This window comes from Rhodanobacter sp. MP7CTX1 (assembly GCF_014205795.1).
Classification (GTDB): domain Bacteria; phylum Pseudomonadota; class Gammaproteobacteria; order Xanthomonadales; family Rhodanobacteraceae; genus Rhodanobacter.
In genome coordinates, this window is record NZ_JACHCN010000001.1 from 406294 (window position 1) to 427140 (window position 20847).

14 protein-coding genes are annotated in these 20847 nt (G+C 60.5%); 12 read left to right on the top strand and 2 right to left on the bottom strand.

Annotated elements, in window-relative coordinates; all coding sequences use genetic code 11:
• Nucleotides 1–59: 59 nt before the first annotated feature.
• From HDE77_RS01945 to HDE77_RS01975, 7 genes are all read left to right on the top strand, one after another.
• Nucleotides 60–3083, top strand: coding sequence for a TonB-dependent receptor (locus tag HDE77_RS01945; protein WP_184415444.1), 3024 nt, complete (start codon nucleotides 60–62; stop codon nucleotides 3081–3083).
• 122 nt (nucleotides 3084–3205) lie between these two features.
• The gene (locus HDE77_RS01950) at nucleotides 3206–4726 is read left to right on the top strand and encodes a tryptophan halogenase family protein (RefSeq protein ID WP_184415445.1); all 1521 of its coding nucleotides are present in this window, start codon (nucleotides 3206–3208) and stop codon (nucleotides 4724–4726) included.
• A gap of 47 nt (nucleotides 4727–4773) precedes the next feature.
• Nucleotides 4774–6240, top strand: a complete 1467-nt coding sequence (locus HDE77_RS01955; RefSeq protein WP_184415446.1) for a glucoamylase family protein — start codon at nucleotides 4774–4776, stop codon at nucleotides 6238–6240.
• Nucleotides 6237–7568, top strand: coding sequence for a sugar ABC transporter substrate-binding protein (locus HDE77_RS01960; protein ID WP_255482482.1), 1332 nt, complete (start codon nucleotides 6237–6239; stop codon nucleotides 7566–7568). The genes HDE77_RS01955 and HDE77_RS01960 overlap by 4 nt, the downstream gene beginning before the upstream one ends.
• Entirely contained in the window at nucleotides 7565–8443 is an 879-nt protein-coding gene (locus HDE77_RS01965; RefSeq protein ID WP_184415447.1) for a sugar ABC transporter permease, read from the top strand. Before HDE77_RS01960 ends, HDE77_RS01965 begins: the two co-directional genes overlap by 4 nt.
• Nucleotides 8440–9261: a carbohydrate ABC transporter permease gene (locus HDE77_RS01970; protein ID WP_184415448.1), complete on the top strand. Its 822-nt coding sequence runs from the start codon at nucleotides 8440–8442 to the stop codon at nucleotides 9259–9261. Before HDE77_RS01965 ends, HDE77_RS01970 begins: the two co-directional genes overlap by 4 nt.
• Before the next feature lie 4 nt (nucleotides 9262–9265).
• Entirely contained in the window at nucleotides 9266–12112 is a 2847-nt protein-coding gene (locus tag HDE77_RS01975) for a discoidin domain-containing protein (RefSeq protein WP_184415449.1), read from the top strand.
• A gap of 160 nt (nucleotides 12113–12272) precedes the next feature.
• Here HDE77_RS01975 and ugpC read toward each other — a convergent pair whose 3' ends face one another.
• Nucleotides 12273–13382, bottom strand: coding sequence for a sn-glycerol-3-phosphate ABC transporter ATP-binding protein UgpC (gene ugpC, locus HDE77_RS01980; protein ID WP_184415450.1), 1110 nt, complete (start codon nucleotides 13380–13382; stop codon nucleotides 12273–12275).
• 147 nt (nucleotides 13383–13529) lie between these two features.
• Here ugpC and HDE77_RS01985 point away from each other — a divergent pair, with 147 nt between their 5' ends.
• From HDE77_RS01985 to HDE77_RS01995, 3 genes are all read left to right on the top strand, one after another.
• The gene (locus HDE77_RS01985; protein ID WP_184415451.1) at nucleotides 13530–14882 is read left to right on the top strand and encodes a GH1 family beta-glucosidase; all 1353 of its coding nucleotides are present in this window, start codon (nucleotides 13530–13532) and stop codon (nucleotides 14880–14882) included.
• Between the two features lie 34 nt (nucleotides 14883–14916).
• Entirely contained in the window at nucleotides 14917–16506 is a 1590-nt protein-coding gene (locus HDE77_RS01990) for a glycosyl hydrolase family 39 (protein WP_343206038.1), read from the top strand.
• Between the two features lie 293 nt (nucleotides 16507–16799).
• Nucleotides 16800–17636, top strand: coding sequence for a glycosyltransferase family 2 protein (locus HDE77_RS01995; RefSeq protein ID WP_184415452.1), 837 nt, complete (start codon nucleotides 16800–16802; stop codon nucleotides 17634–17636).
• A gap of 23 nt (nucleotides 17637–17659) precedes the next feature.
• On the opposite strand, the gene HDE77_RS02000 is transcribed toward HDE77_RS01995, so the two are convergent.
• Complete coding sequence (locus tag HDE77_RS02000) at nucleotides 17660–17845, bottom strand: CsbD family protein (protein ID WP_184415453.1); 186 nt, start codon at nucleotides 17843–17845, stop codon at nucleotides 17660–17662.
• Between the two features lie 278 nt (nucleotides 17846–18123).
• Here HDE77_RS02000 and HDE77_RS02005 point away from each other — a divergent pair, with 278 nt between their 5' ends.
• Both HDE77_RS02005 and HDE77_RS02010 read left to right on the top strand, forming a co-directional pair.
• A complete protein-coding gene (locus HDE77_RS02005; protein WP_255482483.1) occupies nucleotides 18124–19479 on the top strand; it encodes an Nramp family divalent metal transporter in 1356 nt (451 codons plus the stop codon).
• A gap of 97 nt (nucleotides 19480–19576) precedes the next feature.
• A complete protein-coding gene (locus HDE77_RS02010; RefSeq protein WP_184415454.1) occupies nucleotides 19577–20845 on the top strand; it encodes a carbohydrate porin in 1269 nt (422 codons plus the stop codon).
• The last annotated feature ends 2 nt before the right edge of the window (nucleotides 20846–20847 follow it).

The window sequence follows — 20847 nt, forward strand, 5'->3', positions numbered from 1 at the left end:
GCGCGGTATCAGGAAGCACTCAAGTTCGATAAATCAGTTGTCTTTGCGGGAGGGGAGCCATGAAAACGCACACGTATTTCAAGAAGAAAATGCTCGCAAGTATCATCAAGGCGTCGTTCGCGACGTTCGCCGTCAGCACATCGGTTATGTCGATTGCAGCCAGCTCCGACGCCAACTTGCGCGGCCACGCGGCCGCGGGGGCGGTGGTCACGGCCAAGCAAATTGCTACGGGTGCAGTACGACATACGACCGCTGACAAGGATGGCAGCTACGCGCTGGTTGGGCTGCCGCCCGGCACCTACCAGGTGGATGCCGGCGCAGGCACCGAACGAACCGTCACCCTCACCGTAGCCTCCACCGCCACGCTTGATCTGGTCGGCACCGCGCCATCGGCCGGCAACACCACCAACCTCAAAGCAGTCTCGGTTTCGGCAACGACGCTGAGAGAAGTAAAGACCTCGGAAGTCGGCACGGAGGTGTCGCTGCACGATATCAATACCATTCCGGAAGCGTCGCGCAACTTCCTCGAATTCGCCGATACCGTGCCTGGCATGGTGTTCACGAGGAGTGCGAACGGCAATACCAATCTGCAGTCCGGTGCCCAGGCGAGCAGCGCCATCAATGTGTACATCGACGGTGTGGGCCAGAAAAACTATGTCCTGTCCGGCGGCATTACCGGTCAGAACGCCAGTCAGGGCAACCCGTTTCCGCAGCTGGCGGTCGCCGAATACAAGGTCATCACGTCCAATTACAAGGCGGAATACGACCAGATCTCGAGCGCCGCGGTAACCGCCGAAACCAAGTCCGGCACCAATGAGTACCATGGTGACGTGTTTGGCAGCTTCACCAATACCGCCATGCGTGCAGAGACGCCGTCTGAGGAAGCGGCCGGCCACAAGACCGCGTCGCACGAAAAGGATTATGGCTTCGACTTTGGTGGCCCGATCGCGCAGGACCTGGCGCACTTCTACATTGCCTACGAAGGCAAGGAATTCGATACGCCGATTACGGTGGTTCCGGGTGGCGACGAGAGTTATTTCAGTCAGTTGCCGGCAAGCGCACGGGCGCAGTTCGGACCTGCCAGTCTGCCTTTCAAGGAAAACGACTGGTTCGGCAAAATCGATTTCGAACCGTCCGACAAGGATCGCTTCGAGATCAGCGGAAAATACCGTCACGAAACCTCGTTGAGTGGTATTGGCGGAGCCTCCACGGCATCCGCCGCGCTCGATACGATCAATACCGACAAGCGCTTCGACATTCGTTGGGATCACAGCACGGATAGCTGGTTCAACCGCTTGCAGGGTACCTACGAAGATGCGTCTTTCGCGCCGACGCCGGTGAACACTGGCGATGGTGCCACTTATGTGCAGGCCACCAATCTGAATCAGACGATTCTGACTACTGGCAATTCGCCGCTTGCCCAGCAGGACAAGGGTCAGAAGGGTCCGTCGTTGCAGGACGACCTGACCTTCAACGACTTCGAGTGGAATGGCGACCATGTCATCAAGATGGGCGTCAAGTACAAGCTGGTGAGGCTGACGGCGCAAGACTCGGGCGATTCCAACGCGCTCTACAGCTATGCAGTGACTCAAGCGAACGGCACGGAACCGATCCCGTTCCAGGTGCAATTCGGTTCACCGACGCCGGGGCTGAGTCCGGTTGCCACCAGCTCGGACAAGCAGTTCGGCACGTATATCCAGGACGATTGGGCGGTCAACGACCATCTGACCCTGAACCTCGGCGTGCGCTGGGACTACGAAAAGACTCCTTCATACCTCGACTATGTCACTCCGGCAAACGTGGTTGCCGCATTCAACATGCAGGATCCGAACGCACCGATGGGGCAGACCTACGCGCAGACGTTGGCGAAGGGCGGCGTCAACATCAATGACTACATCAGCACCGGGAATAACCGCCACGCGCCGACCAATGAGTTCCAGCCACGTCTGGGTTTCTCCTACGACCTCAATGGTGACGAGGAGCATGTGTTCTTCGGCGGCATTGGTCGCTCTTACGATCGCGACCTTTACGAATCGCTACAGGTCGAGCAGACCAAGTCGGTGCTGTCGCAACCCACGATCCTGTTCAACACGCCGCTTGAGCCCTGCTTGTTGGGCCCAAGCTGTCTGACGTGGGATCCGAAGTACCTGGACATCAGCACTTTGCAGTCGCTGGTGGCAGGTACCACGGCGGGCAAGGAAGTTGACATGGTCAACAACAACCTGAAGGCGCCGTACTCCGACCAGTTCAGCATCGGTATGCGCAACAAGTTCGGCGACTGGAATACCAGCGCCACCATTGCGCGCATCCTCAGCTACGATGGCCTGGTATTCACCCTCGGCAACCGCTATCCGAGCGGCGCTTTCTGGCAGAACGGCAGCCAGCCGTGGGGCAATGGTATCCCTGGCTTTGGCAGTCTGATCATCGGCAACAACGGCCTGGAGACGAGGACCACACAGGTGTTGCTGGAAGCCGACAAGCCATTCACCAATGAATCCGGCTGGGGCACGACGATCGCTTATACCTATAGTCACGCACGCCAGAACAACGACAACGCCGATCCGACTGATCAGTATGCGTTCGACTACGAGAGGATCGGGAACTATCCCTTCACCAATGCAGCCCTCGCCAAGAACCGCCTGGTGGTTACAGGCAGCTACGCTGGCCCATGGGGTTTCGTGCTTGGCGCCAAGCTGACTCTGGCCACGCCGATTCCCGATCTCAACCTCGCGTGTTATGGGGCGCCGGCCACGAATCAGGACGCCAACGGTATCTCCGGTGCAGGTTGCCGTTCGGTGTCCATCGTACCGCCGGGCAACGGGAAGTTCCTGATCGGCGGCAAGATCTACGGTGATCGCGACATTGATTTTCAGGCCACTAAAAACTTCAAGGTCTACGGCGGCCTGAACGCTTATGTCCGGTTCGACCTGCTTAACGCGTTCAACTGGAACAATTACGTCAACTACATAGAAAACTTTGGCGCTAACGGTACATTTAGCAAGACTCCGGTCATCTATAACCCGACCGGCGATATCACTGGCTATCCACGTACCTTGAAACTGTCCGTGGGCCTAAGTTTTTAGGGCCGCTCCCGGAGTGCCCATACCGGCAACGGTATACAGGCCCCAGCACAAAGCCTGCACGGTGCAGGCTTTGTGCTGCTGGGCATCAAGATGGTTAATCTCTTGCTGGTTGCAGGCATCTCATGACCGACACTCGCCTAAAAAATGTTGTCATCGTCGGCGGGGGCACCGCTGGCTGGATGGCCGCGGCGGCATTCGCCAAGGTACTCGGTTCCGAATATTCGATCCGGCTGGTGGAATCCGAGGAAATCGGTACCGTCGGTGTGGGCGAGGCGACGGTGCCGCACTTGAAACTGTTCAACAACCTGCTCGAAATCGATGAGATCGAATTCATCAGACAAACCCAGAGCACGTTCAAGCTCGGCATCCAGTTCAATGACTGGGGGCGGATCGGCGATTCATATATTCATGGCTTCGGTACGATCGGCCATGACGTGAGCCTGCTGCCGTTTCACCAGTTCTGGATCAAGGCCATGCAGAAAGGCATGGCGTCCGATATCGGTGCGTACTCGTTGAACACGGTGGCGGCGCCGCGCGGCAAGTTCATGGCTTCAGCTACGGATGTACCAGCGACGTCGCCGTTGTCGGACATTGCCTATGCATATCACTTCGACGCAGGACTGTATGCGAAGTTTTTGCGCGGCTACGCAGAGAAGCGTGGCGTGCTGCGCACCGAAGGCAAGATTGCACAGACCTTGCTGCGACCTCATGACGGCTTTGTCGAGGCGGTCGTCCTGGAGAGCGGCGAGCGCCTGGAAGGTGATTTGTTCATCGATTGCTCCGGTTTTCGCGGCTTGTTGATCGAGCAGGCGCTGCATACCGGTTATCTCGATTTCACGCACTGGCTGCCATGTGACCGTGCCATGGCCGTGCCTTGCGAAAAAGTCGGGCCGCCCACGCCGTATACCCGTTCGACGGCGCGCAACGCCGGCTGGCAGTGGCGCATCCCTCTGCAGCACCGCACCGGCAACGGCTATGTCTATTCGAGCGCGCACATCAGTGACGACGAGGCGGCCGCGACTCTGTTGAAAAATCTGGATGGTCGACCGCTGAGCGATCCGCGCCCGCTGCGTTTTACCACCGGGGTGCGCAAGAAATTCTGGAACAAGAACGTCGTCGCGCTGGGCCTGGCGAGTGGCTTTCTGGAACCGCTCGAATCGACCAGCATCTACATGATCCAGTCGGGCATCGCCCGGTTACTTAGTCTGTTTCCGCAGCGCGATTTCAGTGAAGTCGTGATCGATCGCTACAACGCACAGGCGACGTTCGAATACGAGCGCATCCGCGATTTCCTGATCCTGCACTATCACGCCACCGAACGGAACGACACACCGTTCTGGAACCAGTGCCGCACGATGTCGATTCCGGCGCAGCTGCAGGACAATATCCGCCTCTTCAAGGACAGCGGCCGCTTCTTTCGCAATGCCGAGGAAATGTTTGCGATCGTCAGCTGGGTGCAGGTGATGCTCGGCCAGCACATCGTGCCGCAGAGCTACCATCCACTAGTCGACAAGATGTCGGACAAGGACTTGGCCGGATTCATGGCCAGCGTCAGTCACGTCATCAACTCCTGCGTCGATTCGATGCCGCCGCACCAGGCATTCATCGATCGCTACTGTGCTGCACCCAGCATGGCGGCTTGACCGCCAGCTGGTTCCACACGCCCCCGTCGTGATTTAGAGCGTTTCACATGCATAGCAAACTTTTTCGGATCCTGCACAGCACCGTACTCGTTGCCCTGCTGGTACTCGGCACGGGCTGGCAGTCGCTGGCTACGGCCAGGACTGCGGACCATGGTTACGCCGCGTTGCCCAGGCAGCAACAGCTGCTGGTCGACGATCTGGAGCAGCGCACGTTCGAATGGTTCTGGCAGAGTGCGGACCCGAAGACCGGCCTGATACCCGATGCCTATCCGGGCCACTCGTTCTCCAGCATCGCCGCGGTAGGCTTCGGCCTGACTGCCTATGGCGTCGGTGTCGAGCGCGGCTATATCACGCGCGAACAGGCGGTCGAACGGACGCTCGCGACCTTGCGCTTCTTCAGGCATGCGCCTCAGAACGACAGCGAGGATGATGCCACCGGTTACCACGGTTTCTACTACCACTTCCTCGACATGCAGACCGGCAAGCGGGTGAAGCGTTTTGTCGAACTATCCAGTGTCGATACCACCTTGCTGCTCGGTGGGGTGCTGTTCGCCGAGTCGTACTACGACCGCGAGACTCCGCAGGAAAAGGAGATTCGGCAACTCGCCGATGCGATCTACCGCGAGGTCGACTGGACCTGGATGCAGCCGCGCAGGCCGCTGATCAGCATGGGCTGGACCCCTGGCGGCAAATTTATTCCATCCGACTGGAGGGGCTATGACGAGGGCATGCTGGTCTACATCCTCGCGCTGGGCTCGCCGACCCATCCAGTCGAGGCCGATGCCTGGAAGGCGTGGCTGTCCACCAATGACCGCACCTGGGGTACTTTCCAGGGTCAGACCTTTCTCAATTTCGCCCCGCTGTTCGGTCACCAATACACCGAGGTCTGGGTCGATTTTCGCGGCATTCGCGACTCGTGGAGCCGCGAGCACGACCTGGATTATTTCGAGAACAGTCGTCGCGCAACCTACGCACAGCGCGCCTACGCGATCGCCAATCCTGCCGGCTGGACCGGCTACGGCGCCAATGTGTGGGGCCTGACTGCCAGCAATGGGCCGGGCGATATGGAGGTGACGGACGGCACCACCGAGCGCAAGTTCTACGGTTACACCGCGCGCGGCGCAGGTCTTGAAGACATCACCGATGACGGCACCATCGCACCGACCGCCGCGGGGGGCTCGATCGCGTTCGCGCCGGAGATCGTGATACCCGATCTGCAGGAAATGAAACATCGCTATGGCGCGTCCATCTACGATCAGTACGGTTTCGTGGATGCGTTCAACCCGACCTTTCATGCGAAGTCACGACCGCGCAGCGGCCAGTTGATGCCAGGCCAGGGTTGGGCCGACACCAAGCAGCTGGGCATCGACCAGGGGCCGATCGTATTGATGATCGAAAACTGGCGCAGCGATTTCGTGTGGAAGGTGATGAAGAAGAATCCATATGTCCGCAAGGGGCTTGAGCGCGCCGGCTTCAGTGGCGGCTGGCTAAGCGCAGAACCACCGGCGACATGAAGCACGGTGGCTGGTTGCGTCGATCGCTCGACCTGTGTTCGATGCGACGCGGCCCGTGGCTGGCGCGCATCGTGCTTTGCGTCGCACTGGTCAGTAGTTGCGGACGCGCACCGGGCACCAGCCATGAGCTCACGTTCTGGACGATCGGCCGCGAAGGCGAAGCGGTCGTCAAGCTGTTGCCGGATTTCGAGCGGGCGCATCCCGACATCCACGTGAACGTGCAGCAGCTGCCGATGAGTGCGGCGCACCAGAAATTGCTCACCGCGTTTGCTGGCGGCTCGACGCCGGACATGGCCCAGGTAGGCAACACATGGTTACCTGAAATGGTGGCGCTGGATGCAATGGAACCGCTACAGGCACGTGTTGATCGTTCCGCGATGATCAAGCCGAGCGACTACTTCGCCAGCATCTGGGCGACCAATGTGGTCGACGGCACGCTGTACGGCGTGCCGTGGTACGTCGACACGCGGCTGCTGTTCTACCGTAAGGATCTGCTCAAAGCCGCCGGCTTCGATGCGCCGCCGCGCGACTGGGCACAGTGGAGGCGAATGCTTGCCGCACTGAGCGATCCACAGCGTCACACTTACGGCGTCCTGTTGCCGACCAACGAGTACGAGCAACTGATGTCGCTGGCGGTGCAGGAGCCTGATCCGTTGCTGCGTGACGGCAATCGCTACGGCAATTTCGAGAGCGCCGGCTTCAGGCGTGCGCTGGCGTTCTACGTGGATACTTTCCGCCAGCATCAGGCGCCGGCCATCACCAACGTGGAGGCCGGCAACCCGTGGTCGGAATTCGGTCGCGGTGTCTACGCGTTTTATCTGTCCGGTCCATGGAATATCGGCGAGTTCCGCAAGCGCCTGCCGGCCGACCAGCAGGACGACTGGTCGACCGCGCCGTTGCCTGGCCCGAACGATGCCGGCATCGGTGCGGCGGGTGGTTCCAGTCTGGTGATCTTCCGCACGTCACAGCACAAGGATGCTGCGTGGCAGTTGATCGAATTCCTGTCACAGCCGCAGGTGCAGCAGCGCTTCTACGACTTGCTGGGTGACATGCCGCCGCGGCGCTCGTCGTGGGAGGGTGGTGCGCTGCATGACGATCCGAAGGCGCTTGCGTTCCGCGATCAGCTGGAACGGGCACGGCCGACGCCGGCGGTGCCCGAATGGGAGCGCATCGCCAACGAGATGCAGCTAATTGCCGCGCAGGCAGTTGCCGGCGAACTGACGATTGACCAGGCCGTCGCCGAGATGAATCGCCGCACCGACCGCATCCTGGAGAAGCGCCGCTGGATGCTCGATCATGCGCATCCCGATGCAGGAGCCAGCCGATGAACCCCCAACGCACCGCGTGGCTGTTCCTCACGCCCGCTCTGCTGGTCCTGGGTGTGTTCTTCCTGTTGCCGGTGATCGCCGCGCTTGCGCTCAGCCTCACCGATTACGATCTCTACGCGCTGGCAAGTATCCACAACCTGCGCTTTGTGGCGTTGCAGAACTACTGGGCGCTATTGCAGCGTCCGCTGTTCTGGTCGGCGCTCGGGCACACGGTGTATTTCGTGGCAGTCGGTGTGCCGTTGTCGATGGGTACGTCACTCGGCGCTGCGCTGCTGTTGAACTCACCGCTGGCACGCTGCAAACCATTCTTCCGCACCGCGTTGTTCGCGCCGGTGGTTACTACCGTGGTGGCGGTGGCGGTGATCTGGCGTTATCTGTTCAACACGAAGTACGGCATGGCGAACTTCGTGCTGGGCCATTTCGGCATCCATTCGATCGACTGGCTGGGCGATCCGCACTGGGCGATGCCGACGATCATCCTGTTCGCGGTGTGGAAGAACTTCGGCTACAACATGATCATCTTCCTCGCTGGCCTGCAGGCGATTCCTGCCGATCTTTATGAAGCCGCACGCATTGACGGCGCGTCCGCATGGCGACAGTTCCGCCACATCACTCTGCCAATGCTGGGGCCGACGATGTTGATGGTGAGCATCCTCACCGTTTCGGGTTATTTCCAGCTGTTTGCCGAGCCTTATGTGATGACCGAAGGCGGCCCACTGCAGAGCACGACCAGCGTGCTGTATCTGATGTACGACGAGGGCTTCAAGTGGTGGAACCTTGGCTCTGCCTCGGCGGTGGCGTTCCTGCTGTTCCTGATCATGTTCGCGGTGACCGCCGTGATGCTGAAACTGGCGCGGCGGGGGAGCGAAGCATGAACCAGAGCTGGGCAAAATCCCTGATCAATGGCCTGCTGATCGGCGGCGCCGTGGTGGCGCTGTTCCCGCTGCTGTGGATGCTTTCGGTGTCCTTCATGCAGCCGGGCGAAGCCAGCGCGCTGCCGCCGCCGCTGCTGCCGGTGCATGCCACGCTGAGCAACTACCGCGAACTGTTCGTGCATGCTGGCATGGGACGCTATCTGATCAACAGCCTCGCCGTATCGAGTGTGATCACCGCGCTGTCGTTGGCGTTCAATCTTATGGCCGGCTACGCGTTTGCCAAGCTGCGCTTCGCCGGTCGCGAACGGCTGTTTCAGGCGCTGATCGGCGCGCTGGTGATTCCCGCCCAGGTGGCGATGCTGCCGCTGTTCCTGCTGCTGAAGTACATCGGCCTGGTGAACAGTTACGCAGGCGTGATCGTGCCGGCGATGGCCAGCGTCTTCGGCATCTTCCTGGTGCGCCAGTATGCACGCGGTATTCCGGATGAGCTGATCGAAGCTGCGCGCATCGACGGTGCCGGCGAGTGGCGCATCTTCGGGCAGATCGTGCTGCCGCTGCTGAAGCCGATCATGGTCACCCTGGCCATCTTCAGTTTTCTGGCGGCGTGGAACGACTTCATGTGGCCGCTGATTGTGCTGACCGGACAGGAGCACTACACCTTGCCGATCGGACTGGCTTCGTTGGCGCGCGAGCACGCGCAGGACAGCGAGTTGATGATGGCCGGCTCGGTCATCACCGTGTTGCCGGTGTTGCTGCTGTTCCTGGCGATGCAGCGCTATTACCTGGAAGGGCTGCTGCTGGGCAGCGTGAAGGGTTGAGGCGATGTTTTGGCTTACATACAACTATCGCGCCAGACCACTCTTGTTCGTTCTGCTTTCGGGTCTGCTGCTCGCCATCGGCCTGACTATCCGGGTCGCCGATGCTTCGCAGTCAAGAACGCTGGATGATTTCAGCCATCCAGAACTCTGGCATGCTGAAGGCACCGACGACATCAGCACCGCGTTGCGTCCGACCGTTGGTAACCAGGGCAGCGCGCTGTGTCTGGATTTCAATTTCAACGGCGTCTCCGGTGGCGCCACTTTGCGCCGTGCGTTGCCCATTACGTTTCCCACCAATTACGCGTTGTCGTTCGACCTGCGTGGCGCGATGCCGGCGAACGACCTGCAAGTGAAACTGATCGACGCCAGCGGCGACAACGTGTGGTGGTACCGGCGCGAGGGCTTTCAACCCAGCACGACGTGGCAGACGATCAGCGCAGGCAAGCGCGAAATCGAATCCGCCTGGGGGCCAGCCAAGGATCGAACGCTGCGCCAGAGCAGCGCGCTGGAATTCACTGTCTATGCCGGTCATGGCGGCAAGGGCGAACTGTGCGTGAGCCGTTTGCGGCTCACGCCACTGCCGCCGGCATCCGCGCGCGAGTCAGCGATGCCGGCAAGCATTTCCTCGAACGCGCTATTCCTGCAGCAGGCGCAACACGCGCCACGCGGCACGTACCCGCGCGGATTTTCCGGTGAGCAGAGTTACTGGACATTGGTCGGCGTGGATGGCGGTGCGGCGCATTCGGCACTGATCTCCGAAGACGGTGCGGTGGAAGTGGGCAAGGGCAATTGGTCGATCGAGCCGATGCTGATTGATGGCGGCAATCTGATCGACTGGGCAAGCGTAAAAGCCACGCAGAGCCTGCAGGATGGCTATTTGCCGATACCTACGGTGCACTGGCAGGCCGGCGAACTCGGGCTGGAAACCACCTTGATGGCCGACGGCACAACAGCGAGCTCCAGGCTCCTGTTGCAATACACGGTGCACAATGACGGCGCGCAGCCGCGTTCGCTTACGATGGCGCTGCTGATGCGCCCATTCCAGGTGAACCCGCCTACGCAGTTTCTCAACACGCCCGGCGGCATCAGTCCGATCCAGGACCTTGCCTGGGACGGTCACGCGTTGCAGGTTAACGGCCAGCACGTGGTTCCCTTGCAAGCACCCTCCGCGTTTGTTGCCAGCAGCGAAGTGGCAAACTCATTGCCCGAGCAACTGACCAGCGACAAGGCGCCGCGTATCAGCACCCTGCACGACGCTGACGGTCATGCGCAGGGCGCACTGCTCTATCGGCTGACCGTGCCGGCCCATGCGGACGTGACGCTGGGTCTGGTGGTGCCGGGCGAGGGCCAGCCGTTCATCCCACCCGCCGATGCTGCTGCGTGGCTGCAAAGGCAGCGCGATCGGGTAGCTGCTGCGTGGCGGGAGAAACTCAATCGTGTGACGCTGCAATTGCCACCGGCGCAGCAGGCCATCGTCGACACAACGCGCAGTGCGCAAGCACAGATCCTGATGTCACGCGACGGCCCGGCGCTGCAACCGGGCACGCGTTCGTACGGCCGTAGCTGGATTCGCGATGGCGCGATGATGAGCGAGGCCTTGCTGCGCAGCGGCCATGCCGATGCCGTCGAAGAATTCGTGCGCTGGTATGCCACGCACCCGTTCAGCACTGGCAAGGTGCCATGCTGCGTGGACGCGCGGGGCTCCGATCCGGTACCGGAGAACGACAGTCAGGGCGAGCTGATCTTCGTCATCGCGCAGTGGTGGCGTTATAGCCACGACCGCGTCGGACTTGAATCGTTGTGGCCGCATGTCGAACGCACCGTGGCCTACATGGATCAGTTGCGGGCCAGCGAACGCACGGCGGCCAACCAGGTTGGCGACCGGCGTGCGCTGTATGGACTGATGCCGGCCTCGATCAGTCACGAAGGCTACTCGGCCAAGCCGATGCATTCGTATTGGGACGACTTCTGGTCGCTTATCGGTTACGACGATGCGGTGGAGCTGGCAGCTGCGCTGGGCAAGTCTGACGAAGCAAGCCGCTATGCGGTGGCGCGCGATCAGTTCCGCGCCGACTTGAAAGCCTCGATCCTGACTTCAATGCAGCAACACCGCATCGACTACATTCCCGGCGCAGCGGAGCTGGGCGATTTCGATGCCACCTCGACCACGATCGCGCTATCGCCCGGCGATGCGATGGACTGGCTGCCACCCACACTGTTGGCGCAGACATTCCAGCGTTATTGGCAGGGCTTCGTGGTACGTCGCGACGGCAGCCAGCACTGGGACGATTACACGCCCTATGAGTTGCGTACCGTGGCCAGCTTTGTGCGCCTGGACTGGCGTGACCGCGTCCAGCAGCTGCTGACTTTTTTTCTTGCCGACCGTCGTCCTGCCGCATGGAACCAGTGGGCCGAAGTGGTGGGGCGCGACCCGCGCCAGCCACGCTTTGTTGGCGATATGCCACATGCCTGGATTGCCTCGGATTTCCTGCGCTCGGTGTATGACATGTTTGCGTACGAGCGTGTCGCGGACCGATCGATGGTGCTTGCTGCCGGTCTCGATCCGGCATGGTTCGCCGGTCGCGGCGTGGCCATCGAGCGCCTGCGTACACCGTGGGGAGCTTTGAGCTACAGCTTGCGCGAGGAGCGTGGGCAACTGGTGCTGCGTATTCCTGCTGGCCAGAGTATGCCGTCGGGCGGTCTCGTCTTGCCGTGGCCGTATCCGGGCAAGCCACTGGGCATGGCATCACTCAATGGAAAATCGGTGGACTGGCACGGTGGCGAGATCGTGATTCGTAGCTTGCCTGCCGTGCTCAGCATTCCGCTACCTGGAGCTGGTACGGCACCGTAGCGTGTCGGTGCGGATCTAGGTCGGGCAGGGTTATCGATTCAGCTTCCCGGCTATTGATTCAGTCCGCAAATAAGTTGTGCGCGCCGCCCTTCGACTTCGCTGCGCTACGCTCAGGGAGAACGGGGTAGAGGGGCTGCCCTTCGACTTCGCTTCGTTACGCTCAGGGCGAACGGGACAGAGGGGTAATGCGCACACCTGCCTGTGGGTCGAAAAAATGTAGTCGTTCCCAGGCGAAGCCGAAGTGCAGCGTGCTGCCGGGTTCGGGAAGCGTGCGTGGCGGAGTGCGCGCAACCAGGGCCTGGTTGCCATAGCGCAGGTTGAGAAAGACCTCGTTGCCAACCGGTTCGATCACCTCCAGCGTGGCCTCGATCGCGGCATCGGCGTTGGAGTCGAGCAGCCGCAAATCCTCGGGTCGTACACCGAGGATCACCTCGCGATTCAGCCAGCCTTCCAGTGAACTTGCTTGCGGCACTGATCCGAACGCGATATCCCCCTGCGTGGTGGCAAGCTTGAGGCCATTGTCGGCACGCCAGGTGCCGCGCAACAGGTTCATCGCGGGACTGCCGAGGAAGCTTGCGACGAACAGGTTGGCCGGGCGTTCATACAGGTTCATCGGCGTATCGATCTGCTGGATCACACCGCCATCGAGCATCACGATGCGCTGGCCCAGCGTCATCGCCTCAACCTGGTCGTGGGTGACATAGATCATGGTGGCGCCCAGCTGGCGGTGCAGCCGGGCGATCTCCACGCGCATGCTCAGGCGCAGCTTGGCGTCGAGGTTGGACAGCGGCTCGTCGAGCAGAAACACCTTCGGATTGCGGACCAGGGCACGGCCCAGCGCGACGCGCTGGCGCTGGCCGCCGGAAAGTGCGGCAGGCTTCGACCCCAGGCGCTGATCCAGTTCCAGGGTCTTCGCCACCTCGCGCACCCGCTGCTCGATTTCGGCGGGCTTGTGCCCGCGGAGGTGCAGGCCGAAGCCGAGGTTCTCCGCCACCGTCATGTGCGGGTACAGCGCGTAGTTCTGGAACACCATCGCGATATCGCGTTCCTTTGGCGCCACGTCGTTGACCACGCGGCCGGCGATGCTGAGCGTCCCATCGCTGATCGATTCCAGCCCGGCGATCATCCGTAGCAGGGTGGTCTTGCCACAGCCGGAAGGGCCGACCAGTACCAGCAATTCGCCATCGGCGATATCGAAACTGGCGCCCGCCACGCCGATATGGCCGTTCGGGTAAACCTTGCGCACTCTATCCAGGCATACGGTTGCCATTCCTACGGGCTCCTCACATGGTGCCGAGCTGTGTGAGCCCGCGGCGTTGTCATGTGCAGGGCATCTGCACATCGACTCGACGTTAGGCTATTCTCGTCATGTAATCGTTTACTTCAAGCCGCACTGCGGCATCAAGAGCTATTGCCCATGACTCGCAGCTTCCGCTTTCCCGAGAACTTCCTCTGGGGGGCCTCGACGTCGGCCTATCAGATCGAAGGCTCGCCGCTCGCCGACGGTGCGGGTCCCAGTATCTGGCAGCGCTTCGCTCACACGCCAGGCATGATGGCGAACGACGATAACGGCGACATCGCCTGCGACCACTACCGGCGCTACAAGGACGACGTGCAGTTGATGAAGGCGCTGGGCCTGCAAGGCTATCGCTTCAGCATCAACTGGGCGCGCGTGCTGCCCGAGGGCACCGGCCGGATCAACCCGAAGGGTCTGGATTTCTACTCGCGACTGGTCGACGAACTGCTCGAGCAGGGCATTGCCCCGAACGCCACCTTGTTCCATTGGGATTTGCCGGCGGCGCTGGACGACCGCGGTGGATGGCTGAATCGCGACAGCGCGCATTGGTTCGCCGAGTACGCCGAGGTGATGTTCAAGGCGCTGGATGGTCGCGTGCAGCTATGGTCCACGCTCAACGAGCCATGGGTGGTCACCGATGGCGGCTATCTGCACGGCGCGCTGGCGCCAGGCCATCGCAGCAAGTACGAGGCGCCAATCGCGGCGCACAATCTGATGCGGGCCAGTGGCGCCGGAATCCAGGCGTATCGCGCGCATGGCAAGCACCAGATCGGCGTGGTGTTCAACATCGAGCCGAAGTATCCGCATTCGGACAGTGCGGAAGACCTCGCCGCCACGCGTCGCGCGCATGCCTATATGAACCAGCAGTTCGCCGATCCGGCCCTGCTCGGCAGTTATCCGCCCGAGCTGAAGGAGATCTTCGGCGACGCGTGGCCGGATTTTCCGGACGACGACCTCAAGCTGACCCAGCAGAAGGTTGATTTCGTCGGGATCAACTACTACACCCGCGCGGTGGTGAAGCACGATCCGAAGCAGTACCCGCTGAAGGCCACGCCGGTACGCCAGCCGAACAAGACCTATACCGAAACCGGTTGGGAGGTGTTCGAGCAGGGCCTGGTCGACACGCTGACGTGGTTCAAGGATCGCTACGGCGACATCCCGCTATACATCACCGAGAACGGTTCGGCGTTCTACGATCCGCCGGTAGCAGAAGATGGTGTGCTGGATGACCCACTGCGCACCGGTTACCTGCGTAAGCACCTGAAGGCCCTGCACCATGCGATCGAGGCCGGGGTGAACTTGAAGGGCTACTACGCGTGGTCGCTGATGGACAATCTGGAATGGTCGCTGGGTTTCTCCAAGCGCTTCGGTTTGTACCACGTCGATTTTGCCACCCAGCAGCGCACGGCCAAGGCCACCGCGAAACTCTATGCGCAGGTGATCGAGAGCAACGGCCTGGCACTGGATGAATAGGGTTTCATCGTTTGTGTAGGCACACGGAGGTTATGTGAAAGCGAAATCGATCTATCTGTTGACCGGATTGTGGTTGGGGATGTTGGCCACGAGCGTGTCCGCTACCGGTCTATTCGCCACCGACCTTTCGGCGCCGGATGCTGCACCCCCCGCCACGGCCGCCAGCGCGACTGTGCAGATCCATGTCGACGCCAAGGCGCAGGGCACGCCCTTCCCGCATTTCTGGGAGCAGATGTTCGGTTCCGGCCGCGCCGTGCTGGCGCTGCGTGACGATTACCGCTCCGACCTGAGTGCCGTGCATCAGGCCACGGGTTTCAGCTACATACGCTTCCATGGCATCTTCAACGACGACGTCGGCCTGTTTCATCTGGACGGCAACGGCAAGCCCGTCTACAACTTTTCCTACGTGGACGAGATCTACGACGGCCTGATTGATCGCGGCATCCGGCCGTTCGTCGAGCTCAGCTTCATGCCGGCGGACATGACGTCCGATCCGAAGGCCTTGCAGGCGTTCTGGTATCACCCGAACATCGCGCCGCCGAAGGACTACGCGCTATGGGACGGGATGATCGAGGCGTTCGCGCATCACCTGATCGAGCGCTATGGGATCGACGAAGTATCCCAGTGGTATTTCGAGGTATGGAATGAGCCGAACGGCTTCTGGGCAGGGAAGCCGGTGCAACCCACCTATCTCACGCTTTACGATCACACGGCACGCGCGTTGAAAGCCGTCAGTCCGCGCCTGCGTGTTGGTGGCCCTGCCACTGCACAAGGCGCCATGGTCAGCGCCTTCCTCGCACACACGCATGCCGACCAGGTGCCGGTGGATTTCGTGAGCACGCACGTCTACGGTGATGACAAGGCGCAGGACGTATTCCATACCGACGAGCGCATCCCGCGGTCGGAAATGGTGTGCCGCACGGTCGACAAGGTGCACGGTGAAATCCTGGCCTCGCCATACCCGAAGCTGCCTTTCATCATGAGCGAGTTCAACGCCTCGTACGCCAATCTGCCCAATGTCACCGACACCGTGTACATGGGCCCGTGGATGGCCAACACCATCCGCGAGTGTGCCGGCAAGGTCGACCTGATGAGCTACTGGGCATTCTCGGATGTGTTCGAGGAGCAGGGCGTGGTGCAGACGCCGTTCTACGGCGGTTTTGGGCTGATCGCCGCCGAGCGCATTCCGAAACCGGCCTACAACGCCTTTGCGATGCTGCACCGGCTTGGCGAACAGCAACTGCAGGTGACGTCCGATTCGGCCATCGTCACCCGCCGCGTCGATGGCACCCTGGTCATGGCGCTGTGGAACTATGCACCGCCGGTCGGCGATACGGCCGTTTACAAGGTCGGCGAACCTTCCGGATCGAATCGGCGCTTCAGCGTCGACATAGCGTCGCTGCCGGCAACTGCACACGCCACCGTGTGGCGTCTGGACCAGACCCACGGCAACGCGGTTGCCGCGTTCGACCGCATGGGGCGGCCGGCCTTTCCCAGTCGTGAACAGCTTGTGCAACTGCGTGCGGCAGCGAAACCCGGCGTTCCAGAATCACTGGTTGTGCAGAACGGCAGGTTCGACCTCGATATTCCACCGCAGGGCCTGGTGGTGATTGAGCTGCGCTGAGACAGCTATCTGGCTGCACCGGTCACCGGCGCAGCCGAGCAGGCTGGAAGAGCGTGCCAGAAACAGCGACAGCCGAGATGGCAGGGATCGCCATGCCAGGTCCAATGCCAATGCTTGCCCTTCTACCGTTCGCAGTGGCAGGCTGAGCGAGTGCGCGATGGTGGGAGCCTGCCGGAATCGATCTTCTGTTCACGTCGTAGCGATCTAGTCCGCGATAGCTTTTCGAGTCGCAGGCCATCGCTATATGTGGGAGTCGAGGCCATTCCCCGAGACCACGTTGAAAGGAGCACTTGATGTTTGATCATTCCACATCCTGGTGCGTGCTTATTCCCTGTTTCAACGAGGAAAAGGCGATCAGGGAAGTCGTTTGTTCGGCAATCAAGTTGGGTAGGCCAGTCATCGTGGTCGACGATGGTTCACAGGATCGAACGGCCGACATCGTCTCCGAGCTTCCAGTCACGCTGCTCCGACATGACAGCAAGCGTGGCAAGGGTGAGGCATTGCGAACGGGATTTCGGGAAGCATTGCGCATGGGAGTCGACGCCGTCGCCACCATGGATGGAGATGGTCAGCACCTGGCTGCTGATATTCCGCGCATGGCTGCGGCCTCTCGTCTCTATCCGGGCGCCGTCATCATCGGCGCCCGTTTGGTGGATCGCGAGCAACAGCCCGCGTCTCGCCGTCGAGCCAACGCGGTGGCGGACTGGTGGATTTCCTGGGCATGCGCGCAACCCGTCGTCGATACGCAGAGCGGTCAGCGTTGGTACCCCCGCGCTGCATTGGAACTCGCGGAGTCAGCTGAGGAAGGCTTTGTATTTGAGACAGCGATTTTGATCCGTGCGTCGCGTGAGGCCGGCCTGGGCGTTGTGTCGATACCGATCGCGTCGCGCTATCAGACGAACTTTCGTCACAGCCATTTCAGACCTGTGGCCGATACCACACGAATCACAGCTCATGTCGCCAGATGCATGTTCCGCTACGGCCAACCCATCTCAAGTTTCCAACGTGCTCATCGCAGCCCAACCATTGCTGTTGTGCTGTCCGACGACGCATCCGCAGCAGAGCCGTTGAATGCAAGGCATCGCAGCGTGCAGCCGATACCACGCGTCGACCCCGGGACCTCTTTATAGAGAAGGTTTCAAGGACGTGCAGACTATTGCTTCTTTGCTTCGGCTCGCGCTTTGTCGGCCGACTTGCCTGCTTCCTTTTCCAGTTTGCCCGCGTACTTCTCGAAGTTGCCGGCGTCTTCCTTCCCCTTGTTACCCGTGATTTTGCCGGCTATTTCCTTCACGGCACCCTTCACTTCGTGCTTGGCGCCTTCAATGCGATTCTTGTCCATGACTTTCTCCATCCCGCGACATAAGTAAAGGAACTTATAAAGATATCTGCGTGCGTGGATTGTGAGGAATGGTGCAGGAAATCAACATACAAAATTCACCCGACTGAAACGTCGGCGGCAAAGTTTTTTCACGCATCAGCGGTGACTTGGCACGGTGAGTCGAGTTGCTCAGCTTTGTTGATCTTCTGTAGACATGGCGCATGCCTATCCTGTCGTTGAGCGACACGAGCCTTGGGGTCGACCCTTGAGCTCGCACTGGGGGTCTCTGCGTCAATTCCATGGATAGCTACCTGTATGAACCGATGGAGCGCGGCGTTTTATCGCCCGATGAGGATGGTTTCTTGAACGATCTATCGGCTAAAAAATCAACGACGACTGAGTCGAAGCCATCCTTGCTGGGCAAGCTGAGCGCGGGCCTCATTACGGGCGCGGCGGACGACGATCCGAGCGGTATCGCCACTTATTCCCAGGTCGGGGCTGCCTTCGGATACGCCACGATCTGGAGTCTGTTCCTCGCCATGCCACTTATGATCGCGATACAGGCGATCAGCGCGCGAATCGGCTGTGCCACGGGCAAGGGACTGTCGAGCAGCATGCGCAGCCATTATGCGCATCCATGGGTATACGGGCTCGTGTTTTCCGTGCTCATCGCCAACGTGATCAATCTGGCCGCTGATATCGGTGCGATGGGCGCAGCGCTTAAACTGCTGATCGGCGGCCCGGCGGTTGTCTACGCGGCAGTCTTCGCCATCGTTTCTCTGCTGCTGCAGATGTATGTGCCATTTTCCAGATACTCGCCCATCCTGAAGGTCCTGACGCTCAGCCTATTCGCTTATGTGGGTACGGTATTCGTCATCCATGTGCCATGGGGCGACGTGCTGCGAGGCATCGTCATGCCCAAGGTGCAGCTGACGGCAAAGTATGCCGTCGCCATCGTTGCTGTACTCGGCACCACCATCAGCCCCTATCTTTTCTTCTGGCAAGCCGCGCAAGAAGCCGAGGAAATTCGCGGGGACGATGATCGACAGCCGTTGAAGAAAGATCCCTCACAAGGACCCAAACAGATCGAACGGATCACGGTGGATACGACGATAGGAATGATGTTCTCCAACATTGTGGCCATTTTTATCGTCCTTACGGCAGCCGTGGTTCTGCATGCTCATGGGAAGACCGACATCCAGTCGGCTGCGGATGCAGCTGAGGCTTTGCGTCCCATTGCCGGGCGGTTTGCCTTCGCGCTATTTGCCGCGGGGATTATTGGAACGGGCTTGCTGGCCGTGCCGGTTCTTGCCGGCGCTACCGCCTTCGCGACGGCCGGCTCACTTGGGCGTCGCTATGGGCTGGAGTACAAGCCCCACGAAGCGAAGTTCTTCTACGGTGTACTGGTATTCGCCAGCCTCGTTGGCATAGCGCTGAATTTCACTCCCATTGATCCAATCAAGGCGCTCTATTGGAGCGCTGTGATCAACGGCGTTACGGCGGTGCCGATGATGATCATGATCATGCTGCTGGCCATGAACAATAAAGTGATGGGGCCATTCACGCTCAACACGTCGCTGAAGATATGGGGCTGGATTGCGACCGGAGTCATGACCGCGGCTGCGATCGTGATGTTTATTACCTGGGGTCAGTAAAACAGGCCCAGATCCCAAACAACAGGAAGCAAGAGTGCATCGCTATTTGGCAATCATTGCTTCCACGCTTGTCGCTTCCGTCTGGACGGGCGAAGCAATGGCTGACGACGTCAATTACTTTGTGCCGCAATTGCTCGGGGCACAGTACACGTTCATCACCCAGATCCAGAACAGCCTGCATTCGCCCTATGCCGGTCCGCTCAGCCTGGAGCCTGGAGGCGACCATGCACGCTCGCATACCTTCGGCGTGTATTTCGGTGTGCCTTTGACACCACGTCTTTCTGGCTATGTGGATGTCGAGATGTTCCGAGGTGAAGGAATCAGTCACAGCACAGGACTGGCTGGTCTTACCAACGGCGATGTGATCCGCGGTGGCGGTGGCTCACTGGGACGGGGTGCCTATGTTGCCCGCGCATTTCTTACCTACGACATACCGCTGGGCGATAAAACGACAACGGTCAAAAGAAAGCTGGATCAACTGCCTGGCGAACAGGCTGACGATCGCCTCAGCTTCAAGTTGGGGCTGATGGCAGTCAACGACGACTTCGATCAGAGCCGCTACGCCAATTCGACGAGAACGCAGTTCATGAACTGGAGTTTGTTCAATAGTCCGGCATGGGACTTTGCCGCCGACACCCGTGGCTACACCGTTGGCGGACTCGTAACGTACGTCACTGGCCCATGGACCTGGCGTTACGGCATCTACCAGATGCCGACGCAAGCGAACGGGCCTGATCTGGAAGGGGGCATTGATCGAGCCAAAGGCCAAAATGCGCAGGTGACCTGGCAGCACGATCCGAAAAGCGCCAGCGTCTGGTTGCTCGCCTTTTGCAACAAGGCACGCATGGGCATCTACGACAATGCGTTGCTACGAGCCGAAGAAACCGGCTCGGTTCCGGATATCCGCGCTGATGACCAGGACGGACGACACAAGTTCGGTGCGGCCGCAGGCATCGATGTACCTATCGCCGACGACGGAGACACAGGTCTTTTCGGACGCGTGGCGTGGAACGATGGAAGGACGGAATCGTTCGCCTTCACCGAAGCGGACCGCAGTGCCAGTATCGGCGGCCAGCTCGCGGGAACGCAGTGGCAGCGTCCCAGGGACCGGGTCGCGATTGCGTTCGCGGTGAACGGACTTTCTCCGGAGCACCGAAACTATCTGGCGGCAGGTGGCTCCGGTTTCACCTTGGGCGATGGCCGCTTGAACTACGGCACCGAACAGATCGGGGAAGCGTATTACGAGTTTTCCGTCACCTCGTTCGCCTTCGTGACGGCAGACATTCAACTCATTCACAATCCCGGATACAACACGGATCGCGGGCCGGCACGAGTCGTAGGGCTGCGTGTCCACCTGGAGTACTGACC

Coding starts and splice junctions, on each gene's coding strand:
- HDE77_RS01995 (WP_184415452.1), top strand. CDS start 16,800: ATGTTTGATCATTCCACATCCTGGTGCGTGCTTATTCCCTGTTTCAAC.
- HDE77_RS01970 (WP_184415448.1), top strand. CDS start 8,440: ATGAACCAGAGCTGGGCAAAATCCCTGATCAATGGCCTGCTGATCGGC.
- HDE77_RS01975 (WP_184415449.1), top strand. CDS start 9,266: ATGTTTTGGCTTACATACAACTATCGCGCCAGACCACTCTTGTTCGTT.
- HDE77_RS02010 (WP_184415454.1), top strand. CDS start 19,577: ATGGCTGACGACGTCAATTACTTTGTGCCGCAATTGCTCGGGGCACAG.
- HDE77_RS01950 (WP_184415445.1), top strand. CDS start 3,206: ATGACCGACACTCGCCTAAAAAATGTTGTCATCGTCGGCGGGGGCACC.
- HDE77_RS01955 (WP_184415446.1), top strand. CDS start 4,774: ATGCATAGCAAACTTTTTCGGATCCTGCACAGCACCGTACTCGTTGCC.
- HDE77_RS01945 (WP_184415444.1), top strand. CDS start 60: ATGAAAACGCACACGTATTTCAAGAAGAAAATGCTCGCAAGTATCATC.
- HDE77_RS01985 (WP_184415451.1), top strand. CDS start 13,530: ATGACTCGCAGCTTCCGCTTTCCCGAGAACTTCCTCTGGGGGGCCTCG.
- HDE77_RS01965 (WP_184415447.1), top strand. CDS start 7,565: ATGAACCCCCAACGCACCGCGTGGCTGTTCCTCACGCCCGCTCTGCTG.
- HDE77_RS01960 (WP_255482482.1), top strand. CDS start 6,237: ATGAAGCACGGTGGCTGGTTGCGTCGATCGCTCGACCTGTGTTCGATG.
- ugpC (WP_184415450.1), bottom strand. CDS start 13,382: ATGGCAACCGTATGCCTGGATAGAGTGCGCAAGGTTTACCCGAACGGC.
- HDE77_RS02005 (WP_255482483.1), top strand. CDS start 18,124: ATGGATAGCTACCTGTATGAACCGATGGAGCGCGGCGTTTTATCGCCC.
- HDE77_RS02000 (WP_184415453.1), bottom strand. CDS start 17,845: ATGGACAAGAATCGCATTGAAGGCGCCAAGCACGAAGTGAAGGGTGCC.